Annotated in this window: 27 protein-coding genes; 10 read left to right on the forward strand and 17 right to left on the reverse strand. The window is 65.3% G+C overall.

Features of this window, described 5'->3' with window-relative positions:
• Positions 1-831, forward strand: coding sequence for an NADPH-dependent 7-cyano-7-deazaguanine reductase QueF (gene queF, locus ACM0M4_RS11960; protein WP_003160562.1), 831 nt, complete (start codon positions 1-3; stop codon positions 829-831).
• Between the two features lie 66 nt (positions 832-897).
• Here the strand turns inward: queF and ACM0M4_RS11965 are convergent, their stop codons facing one another.
• The 3 genes from ACM0M4_RS11965 to ACM0M4_RS11975 all read right to left on the reverse strand — a co-directional run bounded on the left by ACM0M4_RS11965 (position 898) and on the right by ACM0M4_RS11975 (position 2,556).
• Positions 898-1,161, reverse strand: a complete 264-nt coding sequence (locus ACM0M4_RS11965) for a DUF4404 family protein (protein ID WP_003090878.1) — start codon at positions 1,159-1,161, stop codon at positions 898-900.
• Positions 1,162-1,234: 73 nt separating this feature from the next.
• Positions 1,235-1,816, reverse strand: coding sequence for a phosphonate degradation HD-domain oxygenase (locus ACM0M4_RS11970; RefSeq protein WP_003090877.1), 582 nt, complete (start codon positions 1,814-1,816; stop codon positions 1,235-1,237).
• Positions 1,813-2,556: a phosphonoacetaldehyde phosphohydrolase-related protein gene (locus ACM0M4_RS11975; protein WP_003162384.1), complete on the reverse strand. Its 744-nt coding sequence runs from the start codon at positions 2,554-2,556 to the stop codon at positions 1,813-1,815. Before ACM0M4_RS11975 ends, ACM0M4_RS11970 begins: the two co-directional genes overlap by 4 nt.
• Positions 2,557-2,689: 133 nt before the next feature.
• On the opposite strand from ACM0M4_RS11975, the gene ACM0M4_RS11980 reads away from it, so the two are divergent.
• Positions 2,690-3,409, forward strand: coding sequence for a UTRA domain-containing protein (locus tag ACM0M4_RS11980; protein WP_003104061.1), 720 nt, complete (start codon positions 2,690-2,692; stop codon positions 3,407-3,409).
• A 1-nt stretch (position 3,410) separates the two neighbouring features.
• Here ACM0M4_RS11980 and ACM0M4_RS11985 read toward each other — a convergent pair whose 3' ends face one another.
• On the reverse strand, positions 3,411-3,761 hold the full coding sequence (locus ACM0M4_RS11985) for an acyl-CoA thioesterase (protein WP_283903191.1): 351 nt from the start codon (positions 3,759-3,761) through the stop codon (positions 3,411-3,413).
• Between the two features lie 156 nt (positions 3,762-3,917).
• Here ACM0M4_RS11985 and ACM0M4_RS11990 point away from each other — a divergent pair, with 156 nt between their 5' ends.
• On the forward strand, positions 3,918-4,622 hold the full coding sequence (locus ACM0M4_RS11990; protein ID WP_003114777.1) for an MlaA family lipoprotein: 705 nt from the start codon (positions 3,918-3,920) through the stop codon (positions 4,620-4,622).
• Positions 4,623-4,679: 57 nt separating this feature from the next.
• Here the strand turns inward: ACM0M4_RS11990 and pilZ are convergent, their stop codons facing one another.
• Positions 4,680-4,979, reverse strand: coding sequence for a cyclic di-GMP-binding protein PilZ (pilZ, locus tag ACM0M4_RS11995; RefSeq protein ID WP_003104055.1), 300 nt, complete (start codon positions 4,977-4,979; stop codon positions 4,680-4,682).
• 246 nt (positions 4,980-5,225) lie between these two features.
• On the opposite strand from pilZ, the gene rssB reads away from it, so the two are divergent.
• Together rssB and rssC are read left to right on the forward strand one after the other, a co-directional pair.
• Positions 5,226-6,410, forward strand: coding sequence for a two-component system response regulator RssB (gene rssB, locus ACM0M4_RS12000; protein WP_003119890.1), 1,185 nt, complete (start codon positions 5,226-5,228; stop codon positions 6,408-6,410).
• Positions 6,407-6,889, forward strand: a complete 483-nt coding sequence (gene rssC / locus ACM0M4_RS12005; protein ID WP_003104052.1) for an anti-sigma factor antagonist RssC — start codon at positions 6,407-6,409, stop codon at positions 6,887-6,889. The genes rssB and rssC overlap by 4 nt, the downstream gene beginning before the upstream one ends.
• A gap of 87 nt (positions 6,890-6,976) precedes the next feature.
• Here rssC and tal read toward each other — a convergent pair whose 3' ends face one another.
• The 4 genes from tal to ACM0M4_RS12025 form a co-directional block, all read right to left on the reverse strand.
• The gene (gene tal, locus ACM0M4_RS12010; protein WP_034055042.1) at positions 6,977-7,900 is read right to left on the reverse strand and encodes a transaldolase; all 924 of its coding nucleotides are present in this window, start codon (positions 7,898-7,900) and stop codon (positions 6,977-6,979) included.
• 79 nt (positions 7,901-7,979) lie between these two features.
• Positions 7,980-8,978 (reverse strand): tRNA dihydrouridine(20/20a) synthase DusA, encoded by a 999-nt coding sequence (dusA, locus tag ACM0M4_RS12015; RefSeq protein ID WP_003104050.1) that lies wholly within the window; start codon positions 8,976-8,978, stop codon positions 7,980-7,982.
• A gap of 591 nt (positions 8,979-9,569) precedes the next feature.
• A complete protein-coding gene (locus ACM0M4_RS12020) occupies positions 9,570-10,163 on the reverse strand; it encodes a cysteine hydrolase family protein (RefSeq protein ID WP_003104048.1) in 594 nt (197 codons plus the stop codon).
• 27 nt (positions 10,164-10,190) lie between these two features.
• Complete coding sequence (locus ACM0M4_RS12025; RefSeq protein WP_003090864.1) at positions 10,191-11,405, reverse strand: MFS transporter; 1,215 nt, start codon at positions 11,403-11,405, stop codon at positions 10,191-10,193.
• Between the two features lie 104 nt (positions 11,406-11,509).
• On the opposite strand from ACM0M4_RS12025, the gene ACM0M4_RS12030 reads away from it, so the two are divergent.
• From ACM0M4_RS12030 to ACM0M4_RS12045, 4 genes are all read left to right on the forward strand, one after another.
• A complete protein-coding gene (locus tag ACM0M4_RS12030; protein WP_003116580.1) occupies positions 11,510-12,166 on the forward strand; it encodes a GntR family transcriptional regulator in 657 nt (218 codons plus the stop codon).
• Between the two features lie 266 nt (positions 12,167-12,432).
• Entirely contained in the window at positions 12,433-13,467 is a 1,035-nt protein-coding gene (locus tag ACM0M4_RS12035) for a hypothetical protein (protein WP_003090863.1), read from the forward strand.
• Between the two features lie 80 nt (positions 13,468-13,547).
• On the forward strand, positions 13,548-14,144 hold the full coding sequence (locus ACM0M4_RS12040; RefSeq protein ID WP_004350257.1) for a hypothetical protein: 597 nt from the start codon (positions 13,548-13,550) through the stop codon (positions 14,142-14,144).
• Between the two features lie 93 nt (positions 14,145-14,237).
• Positions 14,238-14,528: a hypothetical protein gene (locus tag ACM0M4_RS12045; RefSeq protein ID WP_115288763.1), complete on the forward strand. Its 291-nt coding sequence runs from the start codon at positions 14,238-14,240 to the stop codon at positions 14,526-14,528.
• Between the two features lie 88 nt (positions 14,529-14,616).
• On the opposite strand, the gene ACM0M4_RS12050 is transcribed toward ACM0M4_RS12045, so the two are convergent.
• Positions 14,617-15,102, reverse strand: a complete 486-nt coding sequence (locus ACM0M4_RS12050) for a hypothetical protein (RefSeq protein ID WP_003122543.1) — start codon at positions 15,100-15,102, stop codon at positions 14,617-14,619.
• Between the two features lie 434 nt (positions 15,103-15,536).
• Complete coding sequence (locus tag ACM0M4_RS12055; RefSeq protein ID WP_004350252.1) at positions 15,537-16,616, reverse strand: hypothetical protein; 1,080 nt, start codon at positions 16,614-16,616, stop codon at positions 15,537-15,539.
• 243 nt (positions 16,617-16,859) lie between these two features.
• Between ACM0M4_RS12055 and mcpN the strand changes: the two genes are divergently transcribed.
• Positions 16,860-18,455, forward strand: coding sequence for a nitrate chemoreceptor McpN (gene mcpN / locus ACM0M4_RS12060; protein ID WP_058170585.1), 1,596 nt, complete (start codon positions 16,860-16,862; stop codon positions 18,453-18,455).
• Between the two features lie 21 nt (positions 18,456-18,476).
• On the opposite strand, the gene ACM0M4_RS12065 is transcribed toward mcpN, so the two are convergent.
• The 6 genes from ACM0M4_RS12065 to bamI form a co-directional block, all read right to left on the reverse strand.
• Positions 18,477-19,715 (reverse strand): M20/M25/M40 family metallo-hydrolase, encoded by a 1,239-nt coding sequence (locus tag ACM0M4_RS12065; protein ID WP_003114784.1) that lies wholly within the window; start codon positions 19,713-19,715, stop codon positions 18,477-18,479.
• Positions 19,716-19,781: 66 nt separating this feature from the next.
• The gene (locus tag ACM0M4_RS12070; protein WP_003104034.1) at positions 19,782-20,249 is read right to left on the reverse strand and encodes a GAF domain-containing protein; all 468 of its coding nucleotides are present in this window, start codon (positions 20,247-20,249) and stop codon (positions 19,782-19,784) included.
• A 114-nt stretch (positions 20,250-20,363) separates the two neighbouring features.
• Positions 20,364-20,582: a helix-turn-helix domain-containing protein gene (locus ACM0M4_RS12075; protein ID WP_003108924.1), complete on the reverse strand. Its 219-nt coding sequence runs from the start codon at positions 20,580-20,582 to the stop codon at positions 20,364-20,366.
• Positions 20,583-20,590: 8 nt separating this feature from the next.
• Positions 20,591-21,148 (reverse strand): DUF2975 domain-containing protein, encoded by a 558-nt coding sequence (locus ACM0M4_RS12080; protein WP_003090849.1) that lies wholly within the window; start codon positions 21,146-21,148, stop codon positions 20,591-20,593.
• Between the two features lie 171 nt (positions 21,149-21,319).
• Positions 21,320-23,119: a metalloendopeptidase Mep72 gene (gene mep72 / locus ACM0M4_RS12085; protein WP_003104031.1), complete on the reverse strand. Its 1,800-nt coding sequence runs from the start codon at positions 23,117-23,119 to the stop codon at positions 21,320-21,322.
• Between the two features lie 77 nt (positions 23,120-23,196).
• The gene (gene bamI / locus ACM0M4_RS12090; RefSeq protein ID WP_003124476.1) at positions 23,197-23,856 is read right to left on the reverse strand and encodes a biofilm-associated metzincin protease inhibitor BamI; all 660 of its coding nucleotides are present in this window, start codon (positions 23,854-23,856) and stop codon (positions 23,197-23,199) included.
• Positions 23,857-23,979: the final 123 nt, after the last annotated feature.

A 23,979-nucleotide genomic window follows, 5' to 3' on the forward strand; every position in this document is an offset into this window, starting at 1 on the left:
ATGCAGCATCCCGCCGAACATTCGCCGCTGGGCAAGACCAGCGAATACGTCTCCAGCTACACGCCGTCGCTGCTGTTTCCCATTTCACGCACGGCGAAATGGGCCGAGCTTGGCCTGAGCGCCGAGACCCTGCCTTATCGCGGCGTGGATATCTGGAACTGCTACGAGCTGTCCTGGCTGACCCCGGCCGGCAAGCCGGTGGTGGCGATCGGCGAGTTCTCGATCCCGGCGGACTCGCCGAACATCATCGAGTCGAAGTCGTTCAAGCTTTACCTCAATTCCCTCAACCAGTCCGCCTTCGATAGTCGCGAGGCGCTTCGCGCGGTATTGGAGAAAGACCTCTCGGCCGCTGCCGGGGCGCCCGTGGGCGTGCGCCTGCGCAGCCTCGACGAGGTTGCCGAGGAGGGCATCGGGCGTCTGCCGGGGCGCTGCATCGACGAGCTGGACATCGCCGTCGACGGCTACGAGCAGCCGCGCCCGGAACTGCTGCGCTGCGACGCCGGGCGGATCGTCGAGGAGCAGCTCTACAGCCACCTGCTCAAGTCCAACTGCCCGGTCACCGGCCAGCCCGACTGGGGCACCCTGGTGGTCGACTACCGGGGCCCGGCGCTGGACCCGGCCAGCCTGCTGGCCTACCTGGTTTCCTTCCGCCAGCACCAGGACTTCCACGAACAGTGCGTCGAACGCATCTTCCTCGACCTGCAGCGCCTGTTGCAGCCGCAGGCGCTCAGCGTCTACGCGCGCTACGTACGCCGTGGCGGCCTGGATATCAATCCCTACCGCAGCCTGGCGGAGGTCGCACCGGACAACCGACGCCTGGTGCGCCAGTAACGCCTCGCAACACGTGGATACGAAAAAGCCCCGGCCATGCCGGGGCTTTTCATTTCGGCAAGTCGTTCAGATACCCATGTTGGCCAGGCTCTGCACGATGGAGCGGAGCGTGCCGGCGAGGGTCGGGTGGCTGACCTCGAAGCGCTCGACGGCGAGGTTGACCCCATCGACCAGGCTGCCTTCGTTGAGGGCGTCCTCGTTGGCCAGTTTCAGTTCGATGTCCCTGATCAGGAGTTCCAGTTCGGCGCGCTGCTCTTCGTTCAGCGGCGGTTGTTGCTCCAGTTGCTCGCGCAGGGCGGATAGTTCGCGCAGCAGACTCTCTTTCGGCATGGTATTTCCCTCGACGTACAAGTCTTCGGTGGACCTCCGGCGGGCGCCGAAAGGTCCGTCCATGCCGAACAGATTAACCTGTCGGGCGCAGATGTGCGCGATCCGGATCAATCCGCAGCAGGCGTTCCAGCAGCGGGAAGAAGTGCGTCAGTTCGGGGGTGCGCATGGCCGGGTCCTTGGCCAGGTCGTCGAGGCGGCGCAGGGTCAGGCCGTCCTGGGCATAGGGCGCCTTGATGTAGGCCGCGGCGGCACGCTCGTCGAACGGCCCGCCTTGCAGCACCAGGCTGTGCCGGGAGGCCGGCGACAGGCTGGCGTGGTAGCTCGGGTCCACCGCGCAGAGAAAGCGCTTGGCCGATACGTGCAGGCGCACCGGCTGCCAGACCGACTCTGGGAACAGCTCGCGCAGCAGGCGTGCGCCGAATTCCTCGTGGCGCAGGTCCTCCTCGTCGATCTGCGCCGGGTCTTCGTAGAGGTGGCCGATATCGTGCAGCAGGGCGGCGACTACAAGGCTGTCCGAGCAACCGGCGCGCTCGGCCAGGGTCGCACACTGCAGCGCGTGCTCGGCCTGGCTGACTGCCTCGCCATAGGGCTCGGCGCCATGGCTGGCGAAGCGTTCGGCCAGTTCGTCGAGAAAGCGGTGACGGGCGCGGCTCATGGTTTTTCTCCTTTCAGGCGGCGGACGGCGAGGTCGTGCAGGCAGGGTTGCAGCTCGCCCAGGTGATCGATCACGGAATGCACGCCCAGGCGGTACAGTTCCAGGGTGGCGTCGGCACGCAAGCGGTCGCGCTCGGTATGTCCGAGAGCGTCCCAGTCGGCTGGCGAGAGGCCGCACGACGGCCCGCTGGCGGCCAGGCCGATGGTCCATAGCCCGGCATTGAGTCCGGCCTGGAGTTGACGCGGTTGGGCGCTGACCAGCACGCAGCCGTCGAGGCGCTCGATGCCCAGCTGGGCGAGGGCCTGCCAGCAGCCATCGGGGGCCGGCCAGGGGCGCGCGCCGGCGAGGGGAATCAGGGCGTCCGCTCGGCCGAGCGGCGCGGCAAGGCGCTGGCAGACCGATTCCGGTAGCTCGTCCTGCCAGGCGTAGGGAATCCGTTGTTCGTCCAGGCTCTCCAGCAGGGCCACGGCACCGGCGATGGCTTCGGCCTGTTCCTCGGCGGCTTCGTCGAGGGCCTGCTCCAGGCGCTGGCGCTCGTTCTTGTTCGGCTTGCGCTGCAACAGGAAGCTTTGTGCCTCGGCGAAGGGCAGCAGACTGGCGTCGCGGAGGTGTTCGGCAGGGCTATGCGGATGGCTGCGCAGCAGCGCCAGGGACAGGGTCCGGGCGCCGAAATCCACCAGGCCGCCGGAGAGTCCGAAGAGCAGGGCGGTGAAGCGCGGGAGTTGGTCGGAGCTGGGCATGCGAAAGGCGTCTGGCAAATGGTCTAGGCCAGCCTAGAGGGGTTTTGTGACGCCGCCGTGACGTTTTCGTGGCAGTGGCGATAGGCCGACGGGCTGCCGTTATAATCGGCCGGTCTGAATCAGCGAGGCCGTCATGCCGGTCGATCAATCTCGTCAGTACCTGCGCATCCGCGACCAGCTCGCCGCGGATATCGCCCAGGGTGTGCTGCAAGTGAAACTTCCCTCCGAGCGGGAGTTGGCCGAGCGCTTCCTGTGTACCCGCATCACCCTTCGCGAAGCCCTGCAGCAATTGGAAACCGAAGGCCTGGTCTATCGCGAGAACCGCCGCGGCTGGTTCGTCGCGCCGCCGCGGATCCGCTACAACCCGACCCGTACCACCGGCTTCATGGAATACGTCAGCGCCCAGGGACGCCAGCCGCGTACCGAGACGCTGCACGCCGAGCGGCGTGCAGCCGGCGCCTGGCTGGCCAAGCGGATGGGGCTGGAGGACAGCGCGCCGGTGTATTTCCTGCAACGGCGCCGCTGGGTGGACGAGCGTCCGGTGCTGATCGAACTGATCGCCCTGGATGCCGGGTGGTGCCCAGGCCTGCTGGACCACGACCTCGATACTTCGCTGATGAGCCTGCTGCGCGAGCGTTTCGGCCTGCAGCCGACGCGCTGCCAACTGGCGATGCACCCGACCGCGCTGAACGCGGCCCAGGCCGAGCCGCTGCAACTGGCGCCGGGTTCGCCGGCGCTGTACCTGGAGCGACTGAGTTACGCGGAGGGGCAGAGGGTGGTCGAGTTCGACCAGGAGTTCTGGCGCCCGGACGCTCTGGAGATCGTGCTCGACGCGGCCTATCCGGGCGCCTGAGTCAGGCGATCGCGGCGCGTATGCTGTCCGGCACGGGCGTCGAACGGTTTTCCGCGTGGCGCACCCAGACCAGCTTGCAGTGGCCTTCGCCATAGGTGCCTTGCGGATCTTCCAGGGTGCGCAGGCGATGTTCCAGTACCAGGCTGCTGGTGCCCAGCTTGCCGGCGTACAGTTCCACCACCACGGTGGCCGGATGCACCACCGGCTTCAGGTAGGTGTGCAGGCTTTGCAGCACGACCGGCCCCTCGGCAGCGCCTTCCAGGTCGATGCCGAGGGTTTCGAACCAGGCCACCCGGGCCTCTTCCAGGTACTGGAAATAAAGGGTGTTGTTGACGTGCCCGTAGCTGTCCATGTCGCCCCAGCGCACCGGGATATGGGCCGTGTGTAGCAATTATCTGTCAGCCATCTCGTAACTCTTCTAGTCTCAAAATCGATGCGAGCCTATATACTGCGCGCACGCTGAAGCCGCGCTGGCGGCCAAGACTAGTCATGCAAAGGAGATACAGCAATGCGCGCCCGCGGCGTGAACTGGATCGAACGTAGTGCCCGAATCCTGGCTTGCGCCAGCCTCGCATTGGCACCCACGCTGTCCCTGGCGGCCAGTGAAGAAGACCCTTGGGAAAGCATCAACCGTCCCATCTTCACCTTCAACGACACCCTGGACACCTATGCGCTGAAACCGCTGGCCCAGGGTTACCAGAAGGTCACCCCGAACTTCGTTCAGGACGGCGTGCACAACTTCTTCAACAACCTCGGCGACGTGAAGAACCTGGCCAACAACCTGTTGCAGGCCAAGTTCCACAATGCCGGCGTGGACACCAGCCGCCTGCTGTTCAACAGCACCTTCGGCCTGGCCGGCTTGATCGACGTGGCGACCCCGATGGGCCTGCAGCGCAACGATGAGGACTTCGGCCAGACCCTGGGTTATTGGGGCGTCGGCAGCGGCCCGTACGTGATGCTGCCGTTCCTCGGCCCGAGCACGCTGCGCGATGCCCCGGCGAAGATCCCGGACATCTATGTCAGTCCCTACCACTACATGGACGACGTACGCGCGCGCAACGTGATGTTCGGCATCAATACCGTCGACACCCGTGCCAACCTGCTGAAGTCGGAAAAACTGATCAGCGGCGACAAGTACATCTTCATCCGCAACGCCTACCTGCAGAACCGCGAGTTCAAGGTCAAGGACGGCGAGGTGGAGGACGACTTCTAAGTCGACCCGCTTCGTGCGACACCTGGAAAGGCGGCCCTTGAGTCGCCTTTCGTCGTTTCAGTGGATCGCGACGATGCTCAGCCCCAGGCTATGCCGACCCGGGCCGAGGCGTTCGCAGCGCACCACGCGGGCTTCCAGTTCCAGGCCGGTGAGCGTCTCGTGGGTGGACGGGATGCTCACCCGCAGGTGGTCGCCCGGAGCCAGTTCGCTTTGCGCTTCCAGCAGCAGCCCGCTGGCGGACAGGTCCCGGCACAGGGCCACCGACTCGCGGCCTTCGCAGCGGATGGTGACCGGGGTGTCGAGCTTCATGCGGATGAAGTCGCGCTTCTCGCTGTAGTTGTGCTCGATGGGCTGCATGGGCTGATCCTCATGGTCGGGGCGATGGGAGGGCGACTGGCAATCCTGGCGATTATCGTCAAAGTTTATACCGTGCGGACGGGATCGGACGGACAAAGGCGGATTTTCCGGCAAAGGTCAACGGCTTGAACTGCTCAACGGATGGGAGTACCGTCTGCGCCTTGTCGAACCCCGTAGCCGCGCTGTTGTCACTTACAATAAGCGCCTAGGACCCACTGTTTCCGGCGCCGTTTGCCTGGATGACCCATGCATAAAGTCAGTGCCACGCTGCTGATCATCGATGACGACGAGGTGGTGCGCGAAAGCCTCGCCGCCTACTTGGAAGACAGCAACTTCAAGGTGTTGCAGGCCCTCAACGGTCTGCAGGGCCTGCAGATCTTCGAAAGCGAACAGCCGGACCTGGTCATTTGCGATTTGCGCATGCCGCAGATCGACGGCCTCGAACTGATCCGCCGCATCCGCCAGACCGCTTCGGAAACGCCGATCATCGTACTTTCCGGAGCCGGCGTGATGAGCGATGCGGTGGAAGCCTTGCGCCTGGGCGCCGCCGACTACCTGATCAAGCCCCTGGAAGACCTCGCGGTGCTCGAGCATTCGGTGCGCCGGGCCCTGGATCGCGCCTACCTGCGGGTCGAGAACCAGCGCTACCGCGACAAGCTGGAAGCCGCCAACCGCGAATTGCAGGCCAGCCTGAACCTGCTTCAGGAAGACCAGAACGCCGGCCGCCAGGTGCAGATGAACATGCTTCCGGTGACGCCGTGGAGCATCGAGGGGCTGGAGTTTTCCCACCGGATCATTCCGTCGCTGTATCTCTCCGGCGACTTCGTCGACTACTTCCGGGTCGACGAGCGACGCGTGGCGTTCTACCTGGCCGACGTTTCCGGCCATGGCGCTTCCTCGGCCTTCGTCACGGTGCTGCTGAAGTTCATGACCACGCGCCTGCTCTATGAGTCGAGGCGCAACGGCACGCTCCCGGAGTTCAAGCCGTCCGAGGTGCTGGCGCACATCAACCGCGGCCTGATCAACACCAAGTTGGGCAAGCACGTGACCATGCTCGGCGGGGTCATCGACCTGGAGAAGAACAGCCTGACCTACAGCATCGGCGGCCACCTGCCGCTTCCTGTGTTGTTCGTCGAAGGGCAGGCGAGCTACCTGGAGGGCCGTGGCCTGCCGGTGGGCCTGTTCGACGATGCGACCTATGACGACCGGGTCATGGAGTTGCCGCCTTCCTTCAGCCTGTCGCTGTTTTCCGATGGCATCCTCGATGTGCTGCCAGGAGCTACGCTGAAGGAGAAAGAGGCTTCGCTACCGGAACAGGTGGCAGCCGCCGGAGGCACCCTCGACGGGCTGCGCCAGGTCTTCGGGCTGGCCAACCTGGCGGAGATGCCGGATGATATCGCCTTGCTGGTGTTGAGCAGGAACCTTGCATGAGTACCGGTAAAATCCAGTTTGCCGAACAGAACGGCTCCTTCGTTCTGAAATTCGTCGGTGAGGTCCGCCTCACCCTGTGCTCGGCCCTGGATTCCACCATCGAAAAGATCTTCGCTGCGCTGAATTTTTCGGCGATCATCATCGATCTTACGGAAACCCAGAGCATCGATAGCACCACGCTCGGCCTGCTGGCCAAGCTGTCCATCCTGTCGCGGCAGAAAATCGGCCTGTTGCCCACGCTGGTGACCACCAATCCGGACATTACCCGTCTGTTGCAGTCGATGGGCTTCGATCAGGTGTTCAATATCGTCGATCGTCCGATTCCGTGCCCGGAATGCCTGTCCGACCTGCCGCCGCAGGACCAGTCGGAAGATGTGGTGCGCGACAAGGTCCTGGAGGCGCACCGCATCCTGATGGGCCTCAACGAATCCAACCGCGAAGCCTTCCACGACCTGGTCAGCGCCCTGGAGCGCCATTAACCGGTCGATCCCTTCCCGAATTCCTGCTGAATCCTCCGCTGCGCCGGAACGGGACGCCCTGCATGCGCGTCCCGCCGGCAGCGGCGATCAGTGGCGGGTCGCCAACTGGTATTCGAGCTTTTCCTGGTCGCGTGCGAACAGGCGGATGCCTTCGGCCAGCTTTTCGGTGACCATGGCGTCCTCGTTCATCTGCCAACGGAAAGCGCTCTCGTCGAGCACCTGGCGCGGCTCGCCTTCGCCCGGCAGCAGCAGGCGCGGCAGCTCGCCCTGGGCGTCAGCCAGTTGTTGCAGCAGGTCGGGACTGATGGTCAGGCGGTCGCAGCCGGCCAGTTGCTCGATCTGGCCGAGATTGCGGAAGCTGGCGCCCATCACCACCGTCTTGTAGCCGTTGGCCTTGTAGTAGCGATAGATGCGCGAGACCGACTGCACGCCGGGATCCTCGGCGCCGGCGTAGTCGCGGTTCTCGCTCTTCTTGTACCAGTCGTAGATGCGCCCGACGAACGGCGAGATGAGGAACACCCCGGCGTCGGCGCAGGCCACCGCCTGGGCGAAGGAGAACAGCAGGGTCAGGTTGGTCTGGATGCCCTCGCGTTCCAGAATCTCGGCGGCGCGGATTCCTTCCCAGGTGGAGGCGATCTTGATCAGCACCCGCTCGCGGTCGATGCCCTGTTCGTCGTACAGCTCGATCAGGCGGTGGGCGCGGGCGAGGGTGGCCTCGCTGTCGAACGACAGGCGCGCGTCGACTTCGGTGGAAATACGTCCGGGAATGACTCCGAGGATGTCCTTGCCGACTGCCACGGCGAAGCGGTCGCAAGCCAGTCCGGCGTCGCCGCCGCTACCCGCGGTAGCCTGTCGAAGGTGCTCGGCGTAGCGCGGCAGGGCGGCGGCCTTGAGCAGCAGCGACGGGTTGGTGGTGGCGTCCACCGGCTTCAGGCGGGCAATGGCATCGAAGTCGCCGGTGTCGGCGACCACCGTGGTGTATTGCTTGAGTTGTTCCAGCTTCGAAGTCATGGCGAGGTCTTGTCAGGTGGGTTCTTGGGAAGAAGAATTCCCCGACCTTACCCGAGCCGCAGGCGCGGCTCAATGGGAGCTATCGCCCCGCCAGAAGTTCCAGCGCCTGGTCGAAAACCCGCAGCGGATCGGCGGCCTTGTGCACGTCCACCGAGAGCAACTGGCGGAATCGCCGGGAGCCGGGGAAGCCCTGGGCCAGGCCGAGGATATGGCGGGTCACGTGATGCATCGCGCCGCCTTCGGCCTGGTGTCGCTCGATGTACGGACGCAGACGGAGCAAGGCCTCGCTGCGACTGAGCGGCGGCGCTTCGCTGCCGAACAACTGGCTGTCCACCGCGGCCAGCAGGTAGGGGTTGTGGTAGGCCTCGCGGCCGAGCATCACGCCGTCGAAGGTCTGCAGGTGCTCGCGGCAGGCCTCGAGGGTCTTGATGCCGCCGTTGAGGACGATCTCCAGGTCCGGGAAGTCCTTCTTCAATTGCGCCGCGACCTCGTAGCGCAGCGGCGGCACCTCGCGGTTCTCCTTGGGCGAGAGCCCTTCGAGGATGGCGATCCGCGCATGCACGGTGAAGCTCCGGCAGCCGGCCTCGCGTACCTGGCCGACGAAATCGCAGAGTTCGGCGTAGCTGTCGCGCCCGTTGATACCGATGCGGTGCTTCACCGTCACCGCTATCTCCACCGCATCCAGCATCGCCTTCACGCAGTCAGCCACCAGCGCCGGATGCCCCATCAAGCAGGCGCCGATCATGTTGTGCTGGACCCGGTCGCTGGGGCAGCCGACGTTGAGGTTGACCTCGTCGTAGCCGGCCTCTTCCGCCAGCCGCGCGCAGGCCGCCAATTCCGCCGGCACACTGCCGCCCAGTTGCAGCGCCAGTGGGTGCTCGCATTCGTCGTAGCGGAGGAAGCGCTGGCGATCGCCGTGCAGCAACGCGCCGGTGGTGACCATCTCGGTGTAGAGCAAGGTGTGACGGGACAGCTGGCGCAGGAAGAAGCGGCAGTGGCGATCGGTCCAGTCCATCATCGGCGCAACGGAGAAGCGGCGTGAGAGGGCGGCGGGGGCGTTGGTCGGTTCTGGGCGCATCGGGACTTCGGTAGGGGGAGCGGAGCAGGGCGGGGATTTTATCAGGGATGGGGCCTTTGCCATATCGTCGGTAATGAGCAGTTCCACCCGCCCAGCGTCGGTGTCCGATAACCCGAGGCTTTCCAGCACGGCTGGTAGGCTGTCATCAGTACTTCGATTCGGATGATGTCTCCATCAGCCTCTCGACCTGGGCCGCCACCGTTTTTCAGTCACTGACCAGAATCTCCGCCCCTGGTACATCTTTCGTGGGGATGGACTCGATCGCCATTTTCTGGGGCGCTGCCAGGCAAAATGGTTGCCAGACCCGAGGAGGTAGTCGTTACCCTCCACTGGGCCTCTCTACATGCGCTCGACGATAGTATCGAGCTCCCGGATCTTGAAAGCCTTTTGGCAGGGAGGCGGGTTCCAGCCCAAAGGAGCGTTCCCGGTGAGTGGCCTTGACGCTACTGATGGTCAGCTTCGATAGCCCCGAGGAGTCGCCGAGCACATCGCCGATGCTTTTATCGGAGGTGGGATCGAGCGAGGGAAGTTGCCAAGGGTCTGGGCGGCGGTACTCGGGAACGACCGTTGCTTCTGTATGGCTGGCGCACTCTACATGCGTAGAGTTTTCGCCACTTCATCGATTTCGGTGATCGTGGCGTGGTCGGAAATGACTCTGGCCATGAGGTAGTCATGCAACTCTGCATCGCCATCGACACAGCCGTCTCTGAGCACAACCAACTGGTAGTCCAGATCGAACGCCTGGCGAACCGTCGTCAGCACTACGCCTGAGGTAGTGGCTCCAGCGATGAGCAATGTTTCAATATCATGCGCCCAGAGAAGCTCGTCCAGTTCCGTACCCGTGAAGGCGCCGACGCGACTCTTCGTAATGACCGGTTCGCTTTCGATCGGCTGCAAGGCGGCGGTGATCGCCAACCCGGGGCTTCCCGGTTCGATCAAGCCACTTTCACGTAGCTCGCGGAATAGCCTGTTGCGCCTGTCCATTGGCGGACCATCGGGCGGGCAGCCCACCGTTACATGAACTACAAGCATATCGGTTTGCCGTACCCTGGAAAGAAATCTGGAGGTGCGGGCCACTACCTCGGCTGCGCGAGGTGCGGGCACGAAGTTGTTCAGCACGAATTCCTGGAAATCCATCAGCAGCAGGGCGGAATTAAAGGGAGATTCAAGCACGAGCTCAGTCATGACGACCTCTGGGTGGTGGAAAACCGTCTAGCGGGTGGAGTGCCCAAGGGCTCGCCAGTTGAATAGCGCCCCTGCCAGCATCAACAGGCTGGTTACCAGGAAAACGCTGCGCATCCCGAACTGGCCACCGACGAACCCTCCGATTACCGGCCCGATTACCTGGCCGGCGAATTGCGCGGATAGCGACCAGCCCATTGCCGAGCCGACGAATCGCTCCGGGACGCTATGGCGGATTACAGCGGCCATGCACGGAAGCAGGCCGCCAAGCGCCATGCCCATCAGGAAGCGCAGGGCGATGAGTTGCCACCCCGCATATACGAAAGCCTGGGGAATCAGCAGGACGGCCGCGACGCTCAGCGCGGCTATCATGATGACGCCGTAGCCAATCCGGTCGGCCACCTTACCCAGATAGGTCGCGGAGATGATGCTTCCGAGCGCTGCCGCCGACATGGCCAGACCCGCCACAGACGTCACCCGCCTCGAGTCCTCGAGCAGCGTTTCGATATAGACGGTGATAATCGGTTCGACCGACATGTTGGCAATCATCAGCAGCAGGCCTGTCGCCAGCATGGCGAGGATCACCGCCTTGTTGGGCATATTCGACCAACCGACCTTGGGAGGTTCTTCGACGGCGGGGACGGAGGGGCGTGCAGTCTCGCGCAACATGAAGGTCGTGAAGACAAACGCAATGAAGATCAATCCACTGGCGCCCCAGAATGTGGCTCGTATGCCGATCAGAGGAGGCAGGAAGCCGCCAACCAGCGGCCCTAACAGATTGCCGGCCATCACGCCCGAGGAAAGAAGACCCAATGCCCATGCCGAACGGGATTTCGGAGCTTGCACCGCGACCAGGATCGTTGCCCCCGACGAGTACCCGCCGGCGATTCCCGCTAACAAGCGCAAGCCGATGAATTGCCAGATATCGGAGGCCAGCCCCATCAGCAACATGGTGATCGCCATTCCCAGGCTAGCTCGGACCAGCATGGGCTTGCGACCGTAGCGGTCGCCAAGCATCCCCCAAAGCGGTGCTACCAACCCGGCGGTGACGAAAGTGGCGGCGTAGGCGATACCTGACCACTGCACGATTGCAGCGTGGCCCGATACCCCGAGTTGACCTATGTAGACCGGGAGGAACGGCAGGATAAGTGTCATGGCGAAGACGGTGGTGAAGGCTCCAAACAAGCACACGGCGAGGTTGCGTTGCCAGCAGTCGATAGCGGGTTCGTTCATGTTGCCTTGCATCAGCAGACTCCGATCAGAGACACTCGATACCACACAGTCAATTTGGTATACCAATTTGGTATACATTGACGTTGGCCAATGGATCTGTCAATCGGAGGCACCTAATGACGGTCATTCAGCAGGCTGAAGAGCGGCTGCGCCGCTTGATTCTGGATATGGAGATCGGCCCTGGAGAGCGCCTGACGGAGCGCTGGCTCGAAGGGCAGACAGGGGCCTCGCGAAGCTCTATCCGCACGGCACTGGTTCGTCTTGAGGCTGAAGGTCTCGTTGCGAGGGAGGGCCGGGGATGGCTGGTGCCGCCCATCGATCTTCAGGAAATAGAACAATTGTTCGTATACCGGGAGATGCTTGAGGTAACGGCAGTTCGCCTCGGTGGAAAAGAGGCGGAAGAAAGCTATCTCCGGGAGGGGGAGGCCATACTGGATGCGGTGCCGATAAATGCCTCGGCAGAAGAGACCGAGTCTGCCGGACGCCAATTCCACCTTTGGATTGCCGGTTTGGCCCGCAATGAATTCATCAGTCGGGGGCTCGGCGAGGCCCTGACGCGCCTCCAGCGTGTCAGATGGTTGGAGAGCCAACCGGAACATCACGGCTGGGCCGAGCATCGCGCCATCATCGCCGCCTTGAGGGCATGCGATATCGAACGCGCCGCGGGGATGGTCGAATCGCACGTCCGGGAGACAAGGGACCGGTTGCTGGAAACTCTCCGAAAAGACCGGCGCAGTCTCAGGGCACGCGGAATCACCATTCTTCCTGAGTGATGCCGGCCGGGCAGGGCGATTCGGTCTCGTTTCCCGAGGAGGGGCATGCCAGGCGGCGCCGATTCCGACGCCTGAAGGTCTGCAGCCGGTTGTGGGCAGTCTGATCGGGAGGAGCCGAACCAACGAGGGCCGGCGGGCCGTGGCAGCTCCTGGCCCTGCCGGTGTGCCCCTGCCGACCTAGTCCATTTGAAATATTGCGATCCTGGCATGGGCCAGTAAGATGGGCCGTTCGACGACCCGCACCAGCCTCTATCAAGGATCGATGCATGAGACTGCCCCGCCCGCGTTTTGCCCTTTCCGCCGCCTTGCTGCTTTGCCTTTCCGGTTGCGTGTCGGAACTCGATTCGGGCGCCTATGGCAGCATGGACGATCCGCGCAACGCGCAGATGCTGGACCTGGTGGACCAGGCGCTGAAGGGGAACATGGCCGTGGTACTGGTGGCCGACGTGATGCCGCACAAGTCCCTGAGCGATGCCCTGACCATGACCCAGTGGACGCCAACGGCGATCTGGGAGTACGAGAAGGACCCGAAGGTGACCTTCGGCCGCAAGTTCCAGACCAACGCGCTGCAGCGGAAGCCCGACGAGACCTATCTGTTCAAGGCCTTCGAGGTGCATATCCTGCCGCCCGGCAAGTACCTGCTGACCGGCGGCGACGACTACCAGATCCATGGCTTGCTCGACCAGGTCGGCGCCCGCAGCGGTCCGCCCGGTTCGGGCCATGGCGCCAACGGCACCGCGTACCTGTCCCCCGAGCTGTATCGCGAGTACTACCGGGAAGAAGTCTGGAAAGATGCCACCTATGGCAGCGAGATCAAGACCGAGAAGGTCTGCACCGCCGTGCATGTGGCCTCGGGCGCCTGCGTGAGCTGGGGCGAGCAGCAATACACGCAGACGACCCAGGGCTCCCAGGCCGGCTATTACCAGCAGACCGACTCCCGCGACGTGCCCTCGATCAAGGTCCAGGCGCGCCTGCCGGTCGACAAGGCGCTGGCCAGCTTCACCGTGCAGGGCGGGCAATTGCTGCTGGCCCCGCGCATGCACCTGAAGACCCCCGGCTACAAGTACCAGCAGTCGAAGTGCCGGGCGATCGATCCGAAGAAGATCGAATGCCCATTGGAAAACCTGACCGTCTACACCTGGCCGGCGCCGATGGACTTCAGCCAGTCCCTGATCGCCCAGCGGGCCCTGAGCGACAAGCACCGGCAACTGCTGTCCAGGCTCCAGCCCCTGCAGATCACGCCGCTGCGCAAGCAGGGCATGGAAGACCCGGTCTGGGGCGTGCCGCTGTCATTGAAATAGCGGGTGTTCGCTCAGGGGCGCGCCGGGTGCCGCCCCTATCCACGATCGGCAGGGAAGCATTTCCCCACAAGGAAGGTGACATGAACGTATATCGCAAGGTTTCCTGCAGTGCCGCGACTTGGCTGTGCGCCGCGCTGCTGGCCGCATCCGGCCATGCCTGGGCCGAAGACTGGTGGGTGGTACACAAGGGCGACGACCCTGCCGAGCTTGACGTGTTCCTGGCCGATGCCGATTCGCTGGCACCGGTGCCGGGTATCGAAAACGCCTGGCAGTTGCAGATCGCCATGCTGTTCGACTCCTTCCATCTGCTCAGCGCGCACCAGTACCGCTGCGATACGCGAGAGGTGAAGGTGGTCAACGCCAAGACCTTCTCCAACAACGGGCAACCCACGAACCTCCAGTTCACCTTCGCCAAGGGCTGGACCCCGCTGCCCAACGAAAGCCATGAGGCTGTCCTCCAGTTCATCTGCGCGCCGCAGGAGCGCGAACGCAATGGCATGCGCTCCACCGGCAGGGGCGTGCCATTGCAGGCGGTGATCACCGCCGTCGGCATGGTCGAGATGGAGCGCGCCCAGGCCAATCTCGCCGAGGCCCGGCGCAAGCTCGAAGAGGCCAAGAGCGATCGCGTCATGGGCGAACTCGATCGTCTGCTCGGCAACGAACCCCGGAAGCCCTGAGCCGCTCTGACTGAAGCAGGGTGAGGCGAGGCGGATCGGGCCGTTTTCCGGAGCGATCGGCGTAGGTCCGGAAGGCGCGTCGGGAGGGTCTCGATGAAGTGGTATAGCCGCATCAGCCTGGGACTCAGCCTCGCGGTCGCGAGCGCTTTCCTGATGGCGTACTGGCGATCGCTCGTCAGCCATAGCTATCCCAATATGAATGCGCCTGGGCTGATCGCCTACCTGCTGGTCTTTCCTGCCTGCGCCCTGTTGCTGCATTCCCCTGCGTTGGCATTCGTGCTCCAGCAGCGAAAGCTGGGAAGCGCTCGCGAAAGAGCGCTGCAATGGACGATCAACCTGGCGCTGTGGATGGCGCCGCTTTGTTTCATATTTGCCAGTCTTTAATCAGGCACTCGCGGGTGTGTAGCTCGAGTAAGCGGACTGCTTTGACATCTCCTGCTGCGGCGGAATACAGGTGCGTCCTTTGAGTCGCTCAGCGCTTCGGCGCAAAGACCATCTTCACCGGCGCATCGTGCTTCAGGCGCGAGCCGTTCGGTTGGTTCCCGGGCTCGAAGCTAGGGTGCCAGGCCCTGAGTTCCGTATCGGACAGCCACTCCAGTTGCAATTGGTCCGCGGATGCGCGCAGGTCGAATTGCGCCAGCGACCGCACGACTGCATGGCACTTTTCCGATTTCCCGGTTTCGAGGAGGGAGACCTGTATTTCTTCGCCCCAGGTGATCGAACCTTTCTCCGGGCATTTCCGAACCTCGACGTGGTATTGCCCGTTCGGCGACGGCAGGTCGGAAATCAGCTTGTCGGGGCCGCACGCGGCGAGGAGTACGCTCAGTATCAGCAGGGGGCTTTTTTTCATCCATGACCTCTGTGGAAATCTCGGAAAGGAATTCCTCTCTTTTCCTGGCGGAAAATGGGCAGGAAGCGGGCCTGCCCATCCTACGCGCGGACTGCTGGATCTGCCCATGGGCGATCCACAGCTTCGTGCACGAGCGATATCAGATGGCGCTGAGCGATTTCAGGATCAGATAGGTGCAGATGAGCACCCCTGCCATGGACAACAGGCCCAGGGCGACAATGCTGAGTTTCATCGGGTTTCCTCGTTGAACTGCGATGGGCTGCTGTATCAAGGAGGGGAGAGGCAGCAGGCGGGGGGAAAGCCCCGGAGGGATGAGCGGCCTCCGGGGCTTTGGTGACCACCATAGGAGAAAGTCACATTGATAAGGCTAGCCTTGTTTCGCTGTGCGGCAAGCGAAGCGGCATCGCTTTTCCCGCAGGATCGGGAAAATGCCTAGCCATACCGCAGTGATGGCCACGGAGGGTCCATGCGCCTCGTCCATTTCCTGATTGCCCTTCCCGCCGCGCTGCTGGCTGAGCCTCAGATAACCGTGCGGCGCAGGTTCAGCGTTCGTCGCCGATCTCCAGTTCGATGAAGTCGATGACCCCTGCCGCGCGGTTGTCGAGGCGCTCAAGTTCCTGGCCGTCCAGCGTCTGCAACAGCGAGACGCCGTGTTCCAGGCGCTCGCCGGAGGCATGCGAAGCGGCTTCGCGGGTAGGACTGAACAGCCAGGCGTGCGGATGTTGCGCGCGCCAGGCGGCGCGGGGTGAAAGGCTGACCTCGGTGCCTGCCGGGTAGTGCCAGGCGCCCAGTTGCAAGGCCTCGGCGAGGACCGTACCGCCGAGGCCGTACAGGCGGCGGTCGCGGTCGAAGGCCAGGGCGCCGCCGCTCAGCGCGATGCCGCGCACCGACACCCGTTGCCCGGTTTCCGGCATTACCCGCCAGCGCTCGGCGTCGCGGTAGCCGTCGGTGTAGACCATGCCATCGCTGGCGAACAATCGCGCACCGGCGGGGAAGTCGATGTCGTCGGCGCGGTTGCCGATCGCCAGGCTACAGCCTTCGAAGGCGGCGGGACGCCCGTCGCGCTCGCTGGCGAAGGCGATTTCCTGGCTGGCGTCGCAACGCCAGCCTTCGATCTCGGCGACTCCCTCGCCACGCAGGCGCAGCGAAGTGGGATGGACGCCGGTGGTTTTCCATGGGTCCTGCGGGTTGTCCTGCTCGCTCTGCAGCCAGCGTTGCAGGTGGCGGGTGGCGACGCCGCGGATCGTCACCGGGGTGGGGAATTCGGCTTCTCGGAAGCTTTCCGGCTGGTGCTTGAGTTCCAGCTTCAGCCGGGTGCCGGCAGGCATCTCGATGCCTCCGAGGCGGGTGGGGCGCTCGAGCACGGCGCTGTGCGCGGCTTCCTCGCGTGCACGTTCGCGCTCGTACTGCCAGAGACCGATCTCCAGCCAGGCGCGCAGTCCCAACGGGATCAGCAGGAGCAGCATCAGCAGGCCGCGGCTCGGCCAGCGGCGGCGCAAGCGCTGGCGCGCGCGCGGGCTGAAGGCCAGGAGCGATAGCCAGACCAGCAGCCAGATGCCGGCGACGAACGACGACAGGTAGATGAGCGGGACGATCAGGGGAATAGGGGCGACGGGGATCACGCGGGCGTCCTTGCGGGTTGGGTTCCATGACGTCTCCGGCGCGGCGTGCCGGGTACCTGCCAGAGTTTACAGGGCGCGTCCCGATGCCGCAGCGGCAAACTGTCTTCAGGCCTTGTCCGCCGGGGGCCACGCCCTGGAGAGGGAGGCGCTCGGGGATGGAGTCGGCGAAGTGCCGATTCAAGCCCAGGCGCGACGGGCCGATGGGGTGGTTATCGGTTTCTGTAGTCCAGTGGGGAAAAACCAATGAACGAAAGCGTCGCCAGGGTGTTCGATCGGATTCTACGGGGGCTCGGTTTGAAGACCCTGAACGCCCAGTTCCTGCTGTCCTATGCACTGATGTTCGGCCTGGCCGCCTGCGCCTCGGTGGCGTTGTACCTGAGCATGTCGATCTCGCCGGAAACCATCAACGTGGCCGGCGCGCAGCGCATGCTCAGCCAGAAGATGGCCCGCGAGGCGCTGCAATTGCGACTCGGCGCCGGCGACCCAAAGGCCCTGGCCGCGACCATCGCCCAGTACGAACGCTCGGCCGCCGACCTGGATGCGGGCAATGCCGAGCGCAACGTGAGCCGGATGGGCGCGCCGGAGATCGCCGCCCAGCGGCAGAAGGTGGCGCAGATCTGGGGCCGCTACCGGGCCATGCTCGACCAGGTGGCACAGCCTGCCAGCCAGGTCGATCTGCGCGGCTTCTCGCAGTATTCCACCGAGCTGTTGGGCGAGCTGAACAACCTGGTCTCGCTGATGAGCGCGCGCGCCGACAGTGTCCAGCACACCCAGATGTGGATCGCCTTCGGTTGCCTGTTGGCGATCCTGGTGCTGGTGGTGCTCGGCCGGCAGTTCGGCCTGGCGCCGCTGATGCGGCAGTTGCGTGGGTTGGAAGTGGCGCTGACCGAGGTCGGCGCGGCGAACTTCACCCATGCCCTGGCGGCGGGCCATGCGGACAACGAGATCGGCCGCATCGTCGCTGGCTACGAGCGGATGCGCCAGGACGTCAGCGGTTTGCTGGCGAACGTCAAGCGCAGCGCGGCAGAGACCGACAAGGACGTGGCCGAGGCCCTGGAGCAGGCGCTCGGCGCCGGCGACCAGGTGGCGCGCCAGCACCAGGACCTGGACCAGGTGGCCACCGCGATGAACGAGATGAGCGCCACCGTGGCCGAGGTCGCCCGCCACGCCAACCATGCGGCGCACTCCACGCGCGACGCCGCGGCCCTGGCCTACGAGGGACGGCGTCTGGTGGAGCACGCCAGCAGCCAGACCGGTGCGTTGGCGGAGGAACTGGAGCAGACCGCCCTGGCGCTGAACACCCTGCACCAGCATGCGGGCAGTGTCGGCCAGGTGCTTACGGTGATCAGCAGCATCGCCGAGCAGACCAACCTGCTGGCGCTCAATGCCGCCATCGAGGCGGCGCGGGCCGGGGAGGCCGGGCGCGGCTTCGCCGTGGTGGCGGACGAAGTGCGTTCGCTGGCCAACCGTACCCAGCAGTCGACCCAGGAGATCCAGGGGTTGATCGAGCAGTTGCAGGACGGCGCCAACGATGCGGTCGCCGCCATGCGCGGTAGCGCCAGCCATGCCCAGAGCAACCTCGTCGAGGCCGACAGCGCGGCCCAGGCGCTGGGGCGCATCGTCGCCACGGTGGAAGAACTGGACGGCCTCAACCAGCAGATCGCGACCGCCGCCGAGGAACAGAGCCAGGTGGCCCAGGACATCGACCGCAACATCACCAACGTCTCCGGACTCTCCGAGCAGGCCCACGAAGGGACCGCCGCAGTGCTTTCGGCCAACCAGAGGGTCAAGGAGCACATGGCTGGCTTGCGCGTGGTGCTCGGTCGCTTCCGTACCTGAGGCTGGCTGCGGGCGTCGGCGCTAGTCGGCGGACAGCTCGCGGATCAGCGCCACCGTCAGGTACAGGCGGGGGGCGATGCTGGATAGTTCGAGGTATTCCGCCTCGCTGTGCAGGCCGGCGCCGACCACGCCGAGGGTTTCCAGCACCGCCGGTTTGTCGCTGCCGGGCACGTAGGCGTAGCCGGCGTCCGTGCCGAAGCGCATGGCGATCGGCTCGATGCGCTTGCCGATTCGGCCGTAGAGCGTCTGTGCGGTTTCCGCCAGGCGCTGCGAGGCGGGGTTCTTCACCAGAGGCGGACGACCCTTGTCGAGACGCAGACTGACTTCGGTATCGGCGACCAGGCGTTCGCCGGTCAGCTTCCGGGCGTCGGCCAGTACCCGCTCGCTCTCGGCCGGGTCCGAGTAGCGCATGTCGGCTTCCGCCGAAGCCTCGGCGGGAATGATGTTGCGCTTCTCGCCGCCCCTGGCGAGGGTCCAGTTCAGCGTGGTGCCTTTCGCCGGATCGCCGAGGTCCTTGAGACGCAGCAACTGGTGCGACAGTTCGAGAATGGCGTTGCGGCCTTGCTCGGGTGCCGAGCCGGCATGGGACGAGCGACCCTTCACCTCGAGCAGCAGGCCGTCGATGCCATTGGTGGCTACCGTCACTGCGTCCCGGTCCGGCGGCTCGTAGGAGAAGACGTAGTCCTGCTGCCGGGCCAGCTCGGCGATCAGTTGCTTCGAGCCGGCGGAGCCGGTCTCTTCGTCGGGATTGAACAGCACGGTGATCCGTCCGTAGTCCCTGAAGCCTTGCTGCCTGAGCAGCGCCAGGGCATGCAGCACCATCGCCACGCCGCCCTTGGCGTCGGCCACGCCGGGTCCGTAGGCGCGCTCCGCGTCCTCGCGGAACGGACGCTTCGCCGCGCTGCCGGCGGCGAACACGGTGTCGTAGTGAATCATCAGCAGGAAGCGCTTGCTGCCGGTGCCATCGAGGGTGGCCACCAGGTTGTCGCCGGCCGAGGGCGTCGCCGGTGCGCTGCGGACTTGCGCGCCGAGCGCCTGCAGGCGTTCGGCGAGCAGCGCGGACAACTGGCCGAGGCCTTCGGCCTGGCCGGTACCGCTGTCCACCGCGACCAGTTGCCGGAGCGTGTCGAGGTAGGCCGGGCGTTCGGCTTCGGCCTGGCGCAGCAGCTCGGCGGCTGGCGTGTCGGCAGCGAAGGCGGCGGGCGAAAGCAGGAAGGCGAGGGCGAGCGGCAAGAGGCGGGGCAGGCGGCGGGCGTGCACGGAAGGTCCTCGTCTGGCGGGCGGAGGCGGCGCGGTTGTGCGCCGCGGTATCCGATTGACCTTAGGTCATGAGACGGTTTCCGCCAGCAGCGCCTCGACCTTGCGCCGCAATTCTTCCAGCAGGGCTCGTTCCTCGGCCGAATAGTCGCGCGGTCGGCTGTCGAGTACGCAGACGGTGCCGTACGGGGTGCCGTCGGGCGCATGAACCGGATAGCCAAGGTAGTTGCTCAGGCCGAACTCGACTTCATCCTCGTTGCCGGCCCATTCCGTCTCCTGGCGCGAGTCGCGCACGTGCAACGGGGCGTCGCGGTCGACCACGCGTTCGCAGTAGAGGGGTTTGGCGCCGTCTTCATGGACGCTCTTGCGGCCTTCGGCGCCGATCGGGTAGGTGTCCTCCAGGCGTCCGGCGGAGGCCTCGACGCGCATGTGCCGGGGCAGGGAACGCATGATCAGCACCGACGGCACGTCGAGCCGGCGGGCCAGTGCGTCGATATCCCGGCGCAGGGATTCGAATCGTTCGGAGGATTTCGCCATGCCCGGCCTCGCCCATGTCTGGTGGATGAACCGCGACTGTAGCGGCGAAAGGGGGCTTGGCCTAAATACCCTTTGGTGCGCTCCCCCTCGCTCGAGCGCATAAGCGCCCGGCTGTCACTCCTCGGTCGGGCCGGGCAGGTACTCCAGCAGGTCTCCCGGTTGGCACGCCAGGTAGGCGCAGATGGCCTCCAGGGTAGCGAGGCGAATGCCCTTTACCTTGCCCTGCTTGAGCAGCGACAGGTTTTGTTCGGTGATACCGATGGCCTGGGCCAGGTCCTTGGACCTGGCCTTGCGCAGGGCGAGCATGACGTCCAGCCTGATTTCGATGGGCATGGCGGACCTCAGACGAACTGGCGGTTTTCCTCGGCGAGCAGGGCGGCCTTGCGCTGGATGCGCGCGATCACCATCACCGAGGCGGCGGCGAACAGGCTGACCAGTTCCGCCGAACCGAAGCTGAGACTGACGATGCGTTGCCCCTGGGGTTGGAGGAAGGTGACCCAGACCGTCAGCAGCGGTTCCAGCAGGAAGTTCGCCAGCACCCAGCAAGCCAGGCACAGGCCGACCTTGCCGAGCAGCGCCGCGGCGTCTTCGCAGAAATACTCGCCGCGCCCGTAGTGCTGGAACAGCCTTCGCAGCGCCTGCAGCCCACTGGCCAGGACCAGCAGCGGCAGGCTCGACAGGAGGATGCCGCCGAGGGCCTGCCAGAGCGGCATGTCCCGCGCCACAACGCCGAGGTCGCCGGCGACACCGGTGGCGGTGAGAGCGAAGCCGAGGCCGTGCTCGCTGGCGAGGTCGGGGAAGATCCAGCACGCGGCGTTGAGCAGCAGCATGCCGGCGATCAACAGCAGGGTCAGGGTAGCCATCAGGCGGCTGTAGCCGGCCAGGCGGTCGCTTGTCATCGGGGGTACTCCTGGGAAGGTGGGCAGGCCCCTCGGAAACGAGGGAAACCGGAGTGATCATAGTTTAATAATAAATTATCGTAAAACGATAATTTCTTGATCGCTGCATCCGGCCTGGAGCGCTCCGCAAAATCCCCTCCGTGCCCGCCGGGGGCACGGAGGGGAAGCGTCCTACTTCTGCAGCAACTGGACGTTGTCGATGAACATCGACTCCTGCTGGTTACCGCTGAGGATCATCAGTTCAGCACGCTTGATCGGCCCCTTCGGCAATTGCACCTGGCCGCGCAGGCTGGCCCAGCGGCCATTCTCGACCACCTTGTAGCCCAGGGGCAGGTATTCGCCGGGCCGACCCTGGCTTTCCAGGTAGAGGTAGGCATAGGTCATGGCCTGCGAGCCGCGACCGTCGCCGACCCGTACGTCCGCGCTGAACGCGTAGGTCCGGCCTGCTTCCAGGTTGCCCAGCAGGCTGGTGCTCGCGCCGGTGCCGGCGTAGCGCCGCTGGTAGGCTTCCAGGGCCAGCCGCCCGGCGCTGGCGACGCGCGTGGCGCGGGCGCTGGCATGCACGCCGCTCCAGCCGCCGATGCCGCTCTCGAAGTCGTAGGCGATGCGTTTCGGCGCCGGCGGTACGCTCGGCGGCGCGGCCTGGGCTTCCTGCAGGTTCATCTCGTCGACCAGCAGGCTGGCGCCGCTGTCGCTCCAGACCGCCACGTAGAGGTTGCGCTGGTCGGCGGCGGGACGGTAGTCGAAGGTCTTCTCCAGGCGACTGAACTCGTTGCCGCTGACCGACAGTTCGACGCTCTGCGCCGGGTTGTAGGCCAGGGCGCCATCGGCGCGTTCGCTGAGCAGCGCCATGCGCACGGTTTCACGGGTATTGGCGGCCTTGAGCATGACCTTGCCGCTCAGCCGGTAGCCGCTGCCGGCGCGCAGGGGGGCAATGGGGCGGACCAGCAGATCGAAGCCACGCACGTCGACCAGCAAGGCATTGTCGCGGCAGCCCTTGGCGACGTTCACCAGGCTCAGCTGGGCGTTGCCGGACCATGCGCGCCAGCCTTCCATGCTGGCGAACTCGCCATCGCCGAGCAGGCCGCCGAGCTTGGCTTTCGTGCACCATGGCAGGTCCGGCGGGGTCGGCGTGTCGCCGCCGGAGCCCGGGTTGAGCGTGCCGGGTACCTTGGTCGGGCGAAAGTCGGCGATCTGCGTGGCCATGCTGTTCAGCGCGCGTACGGCGTCGGCGTGTTCTTCGCGGCCGCAGGGCTGGTTGGCGCATTCGGCGTTGACCAGGCGCGGGTTGGCGAAGAACGGAGCCTGCTTGTTGGTGCCGAAGGCATGCGGGTAGGCCATCACGGTGGCGAAGCGCCCCTGCACGCCGTAGCCGCGGCTCCATTCGTAGGTGCCGCTGTGGGCGTAGCGCGGATCGTAGTAGCTGGACTCCAGGTCCTGTTCGTAGGAGTGGCGCAGGCCCATGTTGTGGCCGGCTTCATGGGCGAAGGTGTTGAGCCCGCAGTCGACCCCGGTGAGGTTGTAGGCAATGTCCTTGGCGTTGCCGTGGAAGCGCCCGCTGTTCTTATCGCCCGAGCCCATGTAGCCGATGCCGCAGGTGATGTAGCCGTTACCGCTGTTCTGCGAGCGGTTGACCAGGCTGACCAGGTCGGCGCCGTACTGCTCGCGCAGGCGCTGCACCTGCGGGTCGCGCATGAAGCGATCGAGGTTGGCGCCGGTCACCGTCGGGTAGTCGGCCCAGTCCAGGCGCTGCTTGTGCACCAGACGCAGGCGCAGGTTGACGCCGCTCTTCTCGTAGGCGGTGTTGGCGAACTCGATGTAGCTGGCGATCCGCGCATCGATGTCGCGGCCATTTGCGGTCTGGGTCGCCGCGGGGGTGTAGAGGACCATGATGTCGACGGTCTTCGGCGCGGCCTGGGCGGCAGAGGCTACCGCCAGGGCTAGGGTGGAGCAGAGCAGGGATTTCTTCATGGGTTGCCTGTGTTCGGACAATAGGAAGCCATGGCGCCCCGAGGGCACCGCTGGGGAAACATGCTGGGAAGGTGGGCTCAGCCCTGGGCGGGCGGCGGCATCGGTGGCAGCTCGGCGAGCGGCGCGTCGACATGATCGCCATGCGGGTCGCTACGCGCGGCGATGTCGTTCTCGTCGATCACCCGGGTCTTGCCGCTGCGGTTGTCGACGATGATCGAGTAGCTGCCGTCGAGGGTGGCGACATTGATGTGGGTTTCCAGGCTGCCGCGCACCACGGTCAGGCTTTCCGCCTCGTCGCCGTCCACCAGGCCGCCGCGCCAGACCGGCAGGCCGGCGCTGTTATGGGTGCTGGCGAGGCGTGCCTGCAAGGGCCGCTCGCGACCCGGCAGGCTCATTTCCAGCACCTGGCCGAGCGCCAGCGTGTCGAGCAGGGCGGGTTCGACCTGCGCCAGGTATTCGGGAATGCCCTGGGCGCCTTCGCGGCTGCGCAGTTCGCCTTGCCAGAGCGTCACCCGCTCGCGTGGCGCGGGCGTCGTGACGGGGGTCGGGGCGAGCATGCGGGTAGCGTCCGCCGCCGGCGCCGCGAGCGCCGCTGTCGGGGCGGCGGCTGCCTGGGCGGCGGGGGACTGGCGGGCCTGCGGCGATGCCTCGGGCGGAGCCGGGTCGAGCAGCCAGCCGCCGATCAGCGCACCGCCGATGGCGGCGGCCGAGGCTGCGTAGATCCATGTCTTGGCCACGTTGTTTCTCCTCTGAGTGAACGTGGCGCGGAGTCTAGGAAGAAGCCTCTCCCAGCGTGGCGGCAACCGTTCACATTTGCGCCAGGCCGCGCGCCGGCGTGACGAAACTGCGAATCAGGCCGG

Origin of the sequence: Pseudomonas sp. 18-147, from assembly GCF_051048045.1 — a bacterium.
Classification (GTDB): domain Bacteria; phylum Pseudomonadota; class Gammaproteobacteria; order Pseudomonadales; family Pseudomonadaceae; genus Pseudomonas; species Pseudomonas aeruginosa.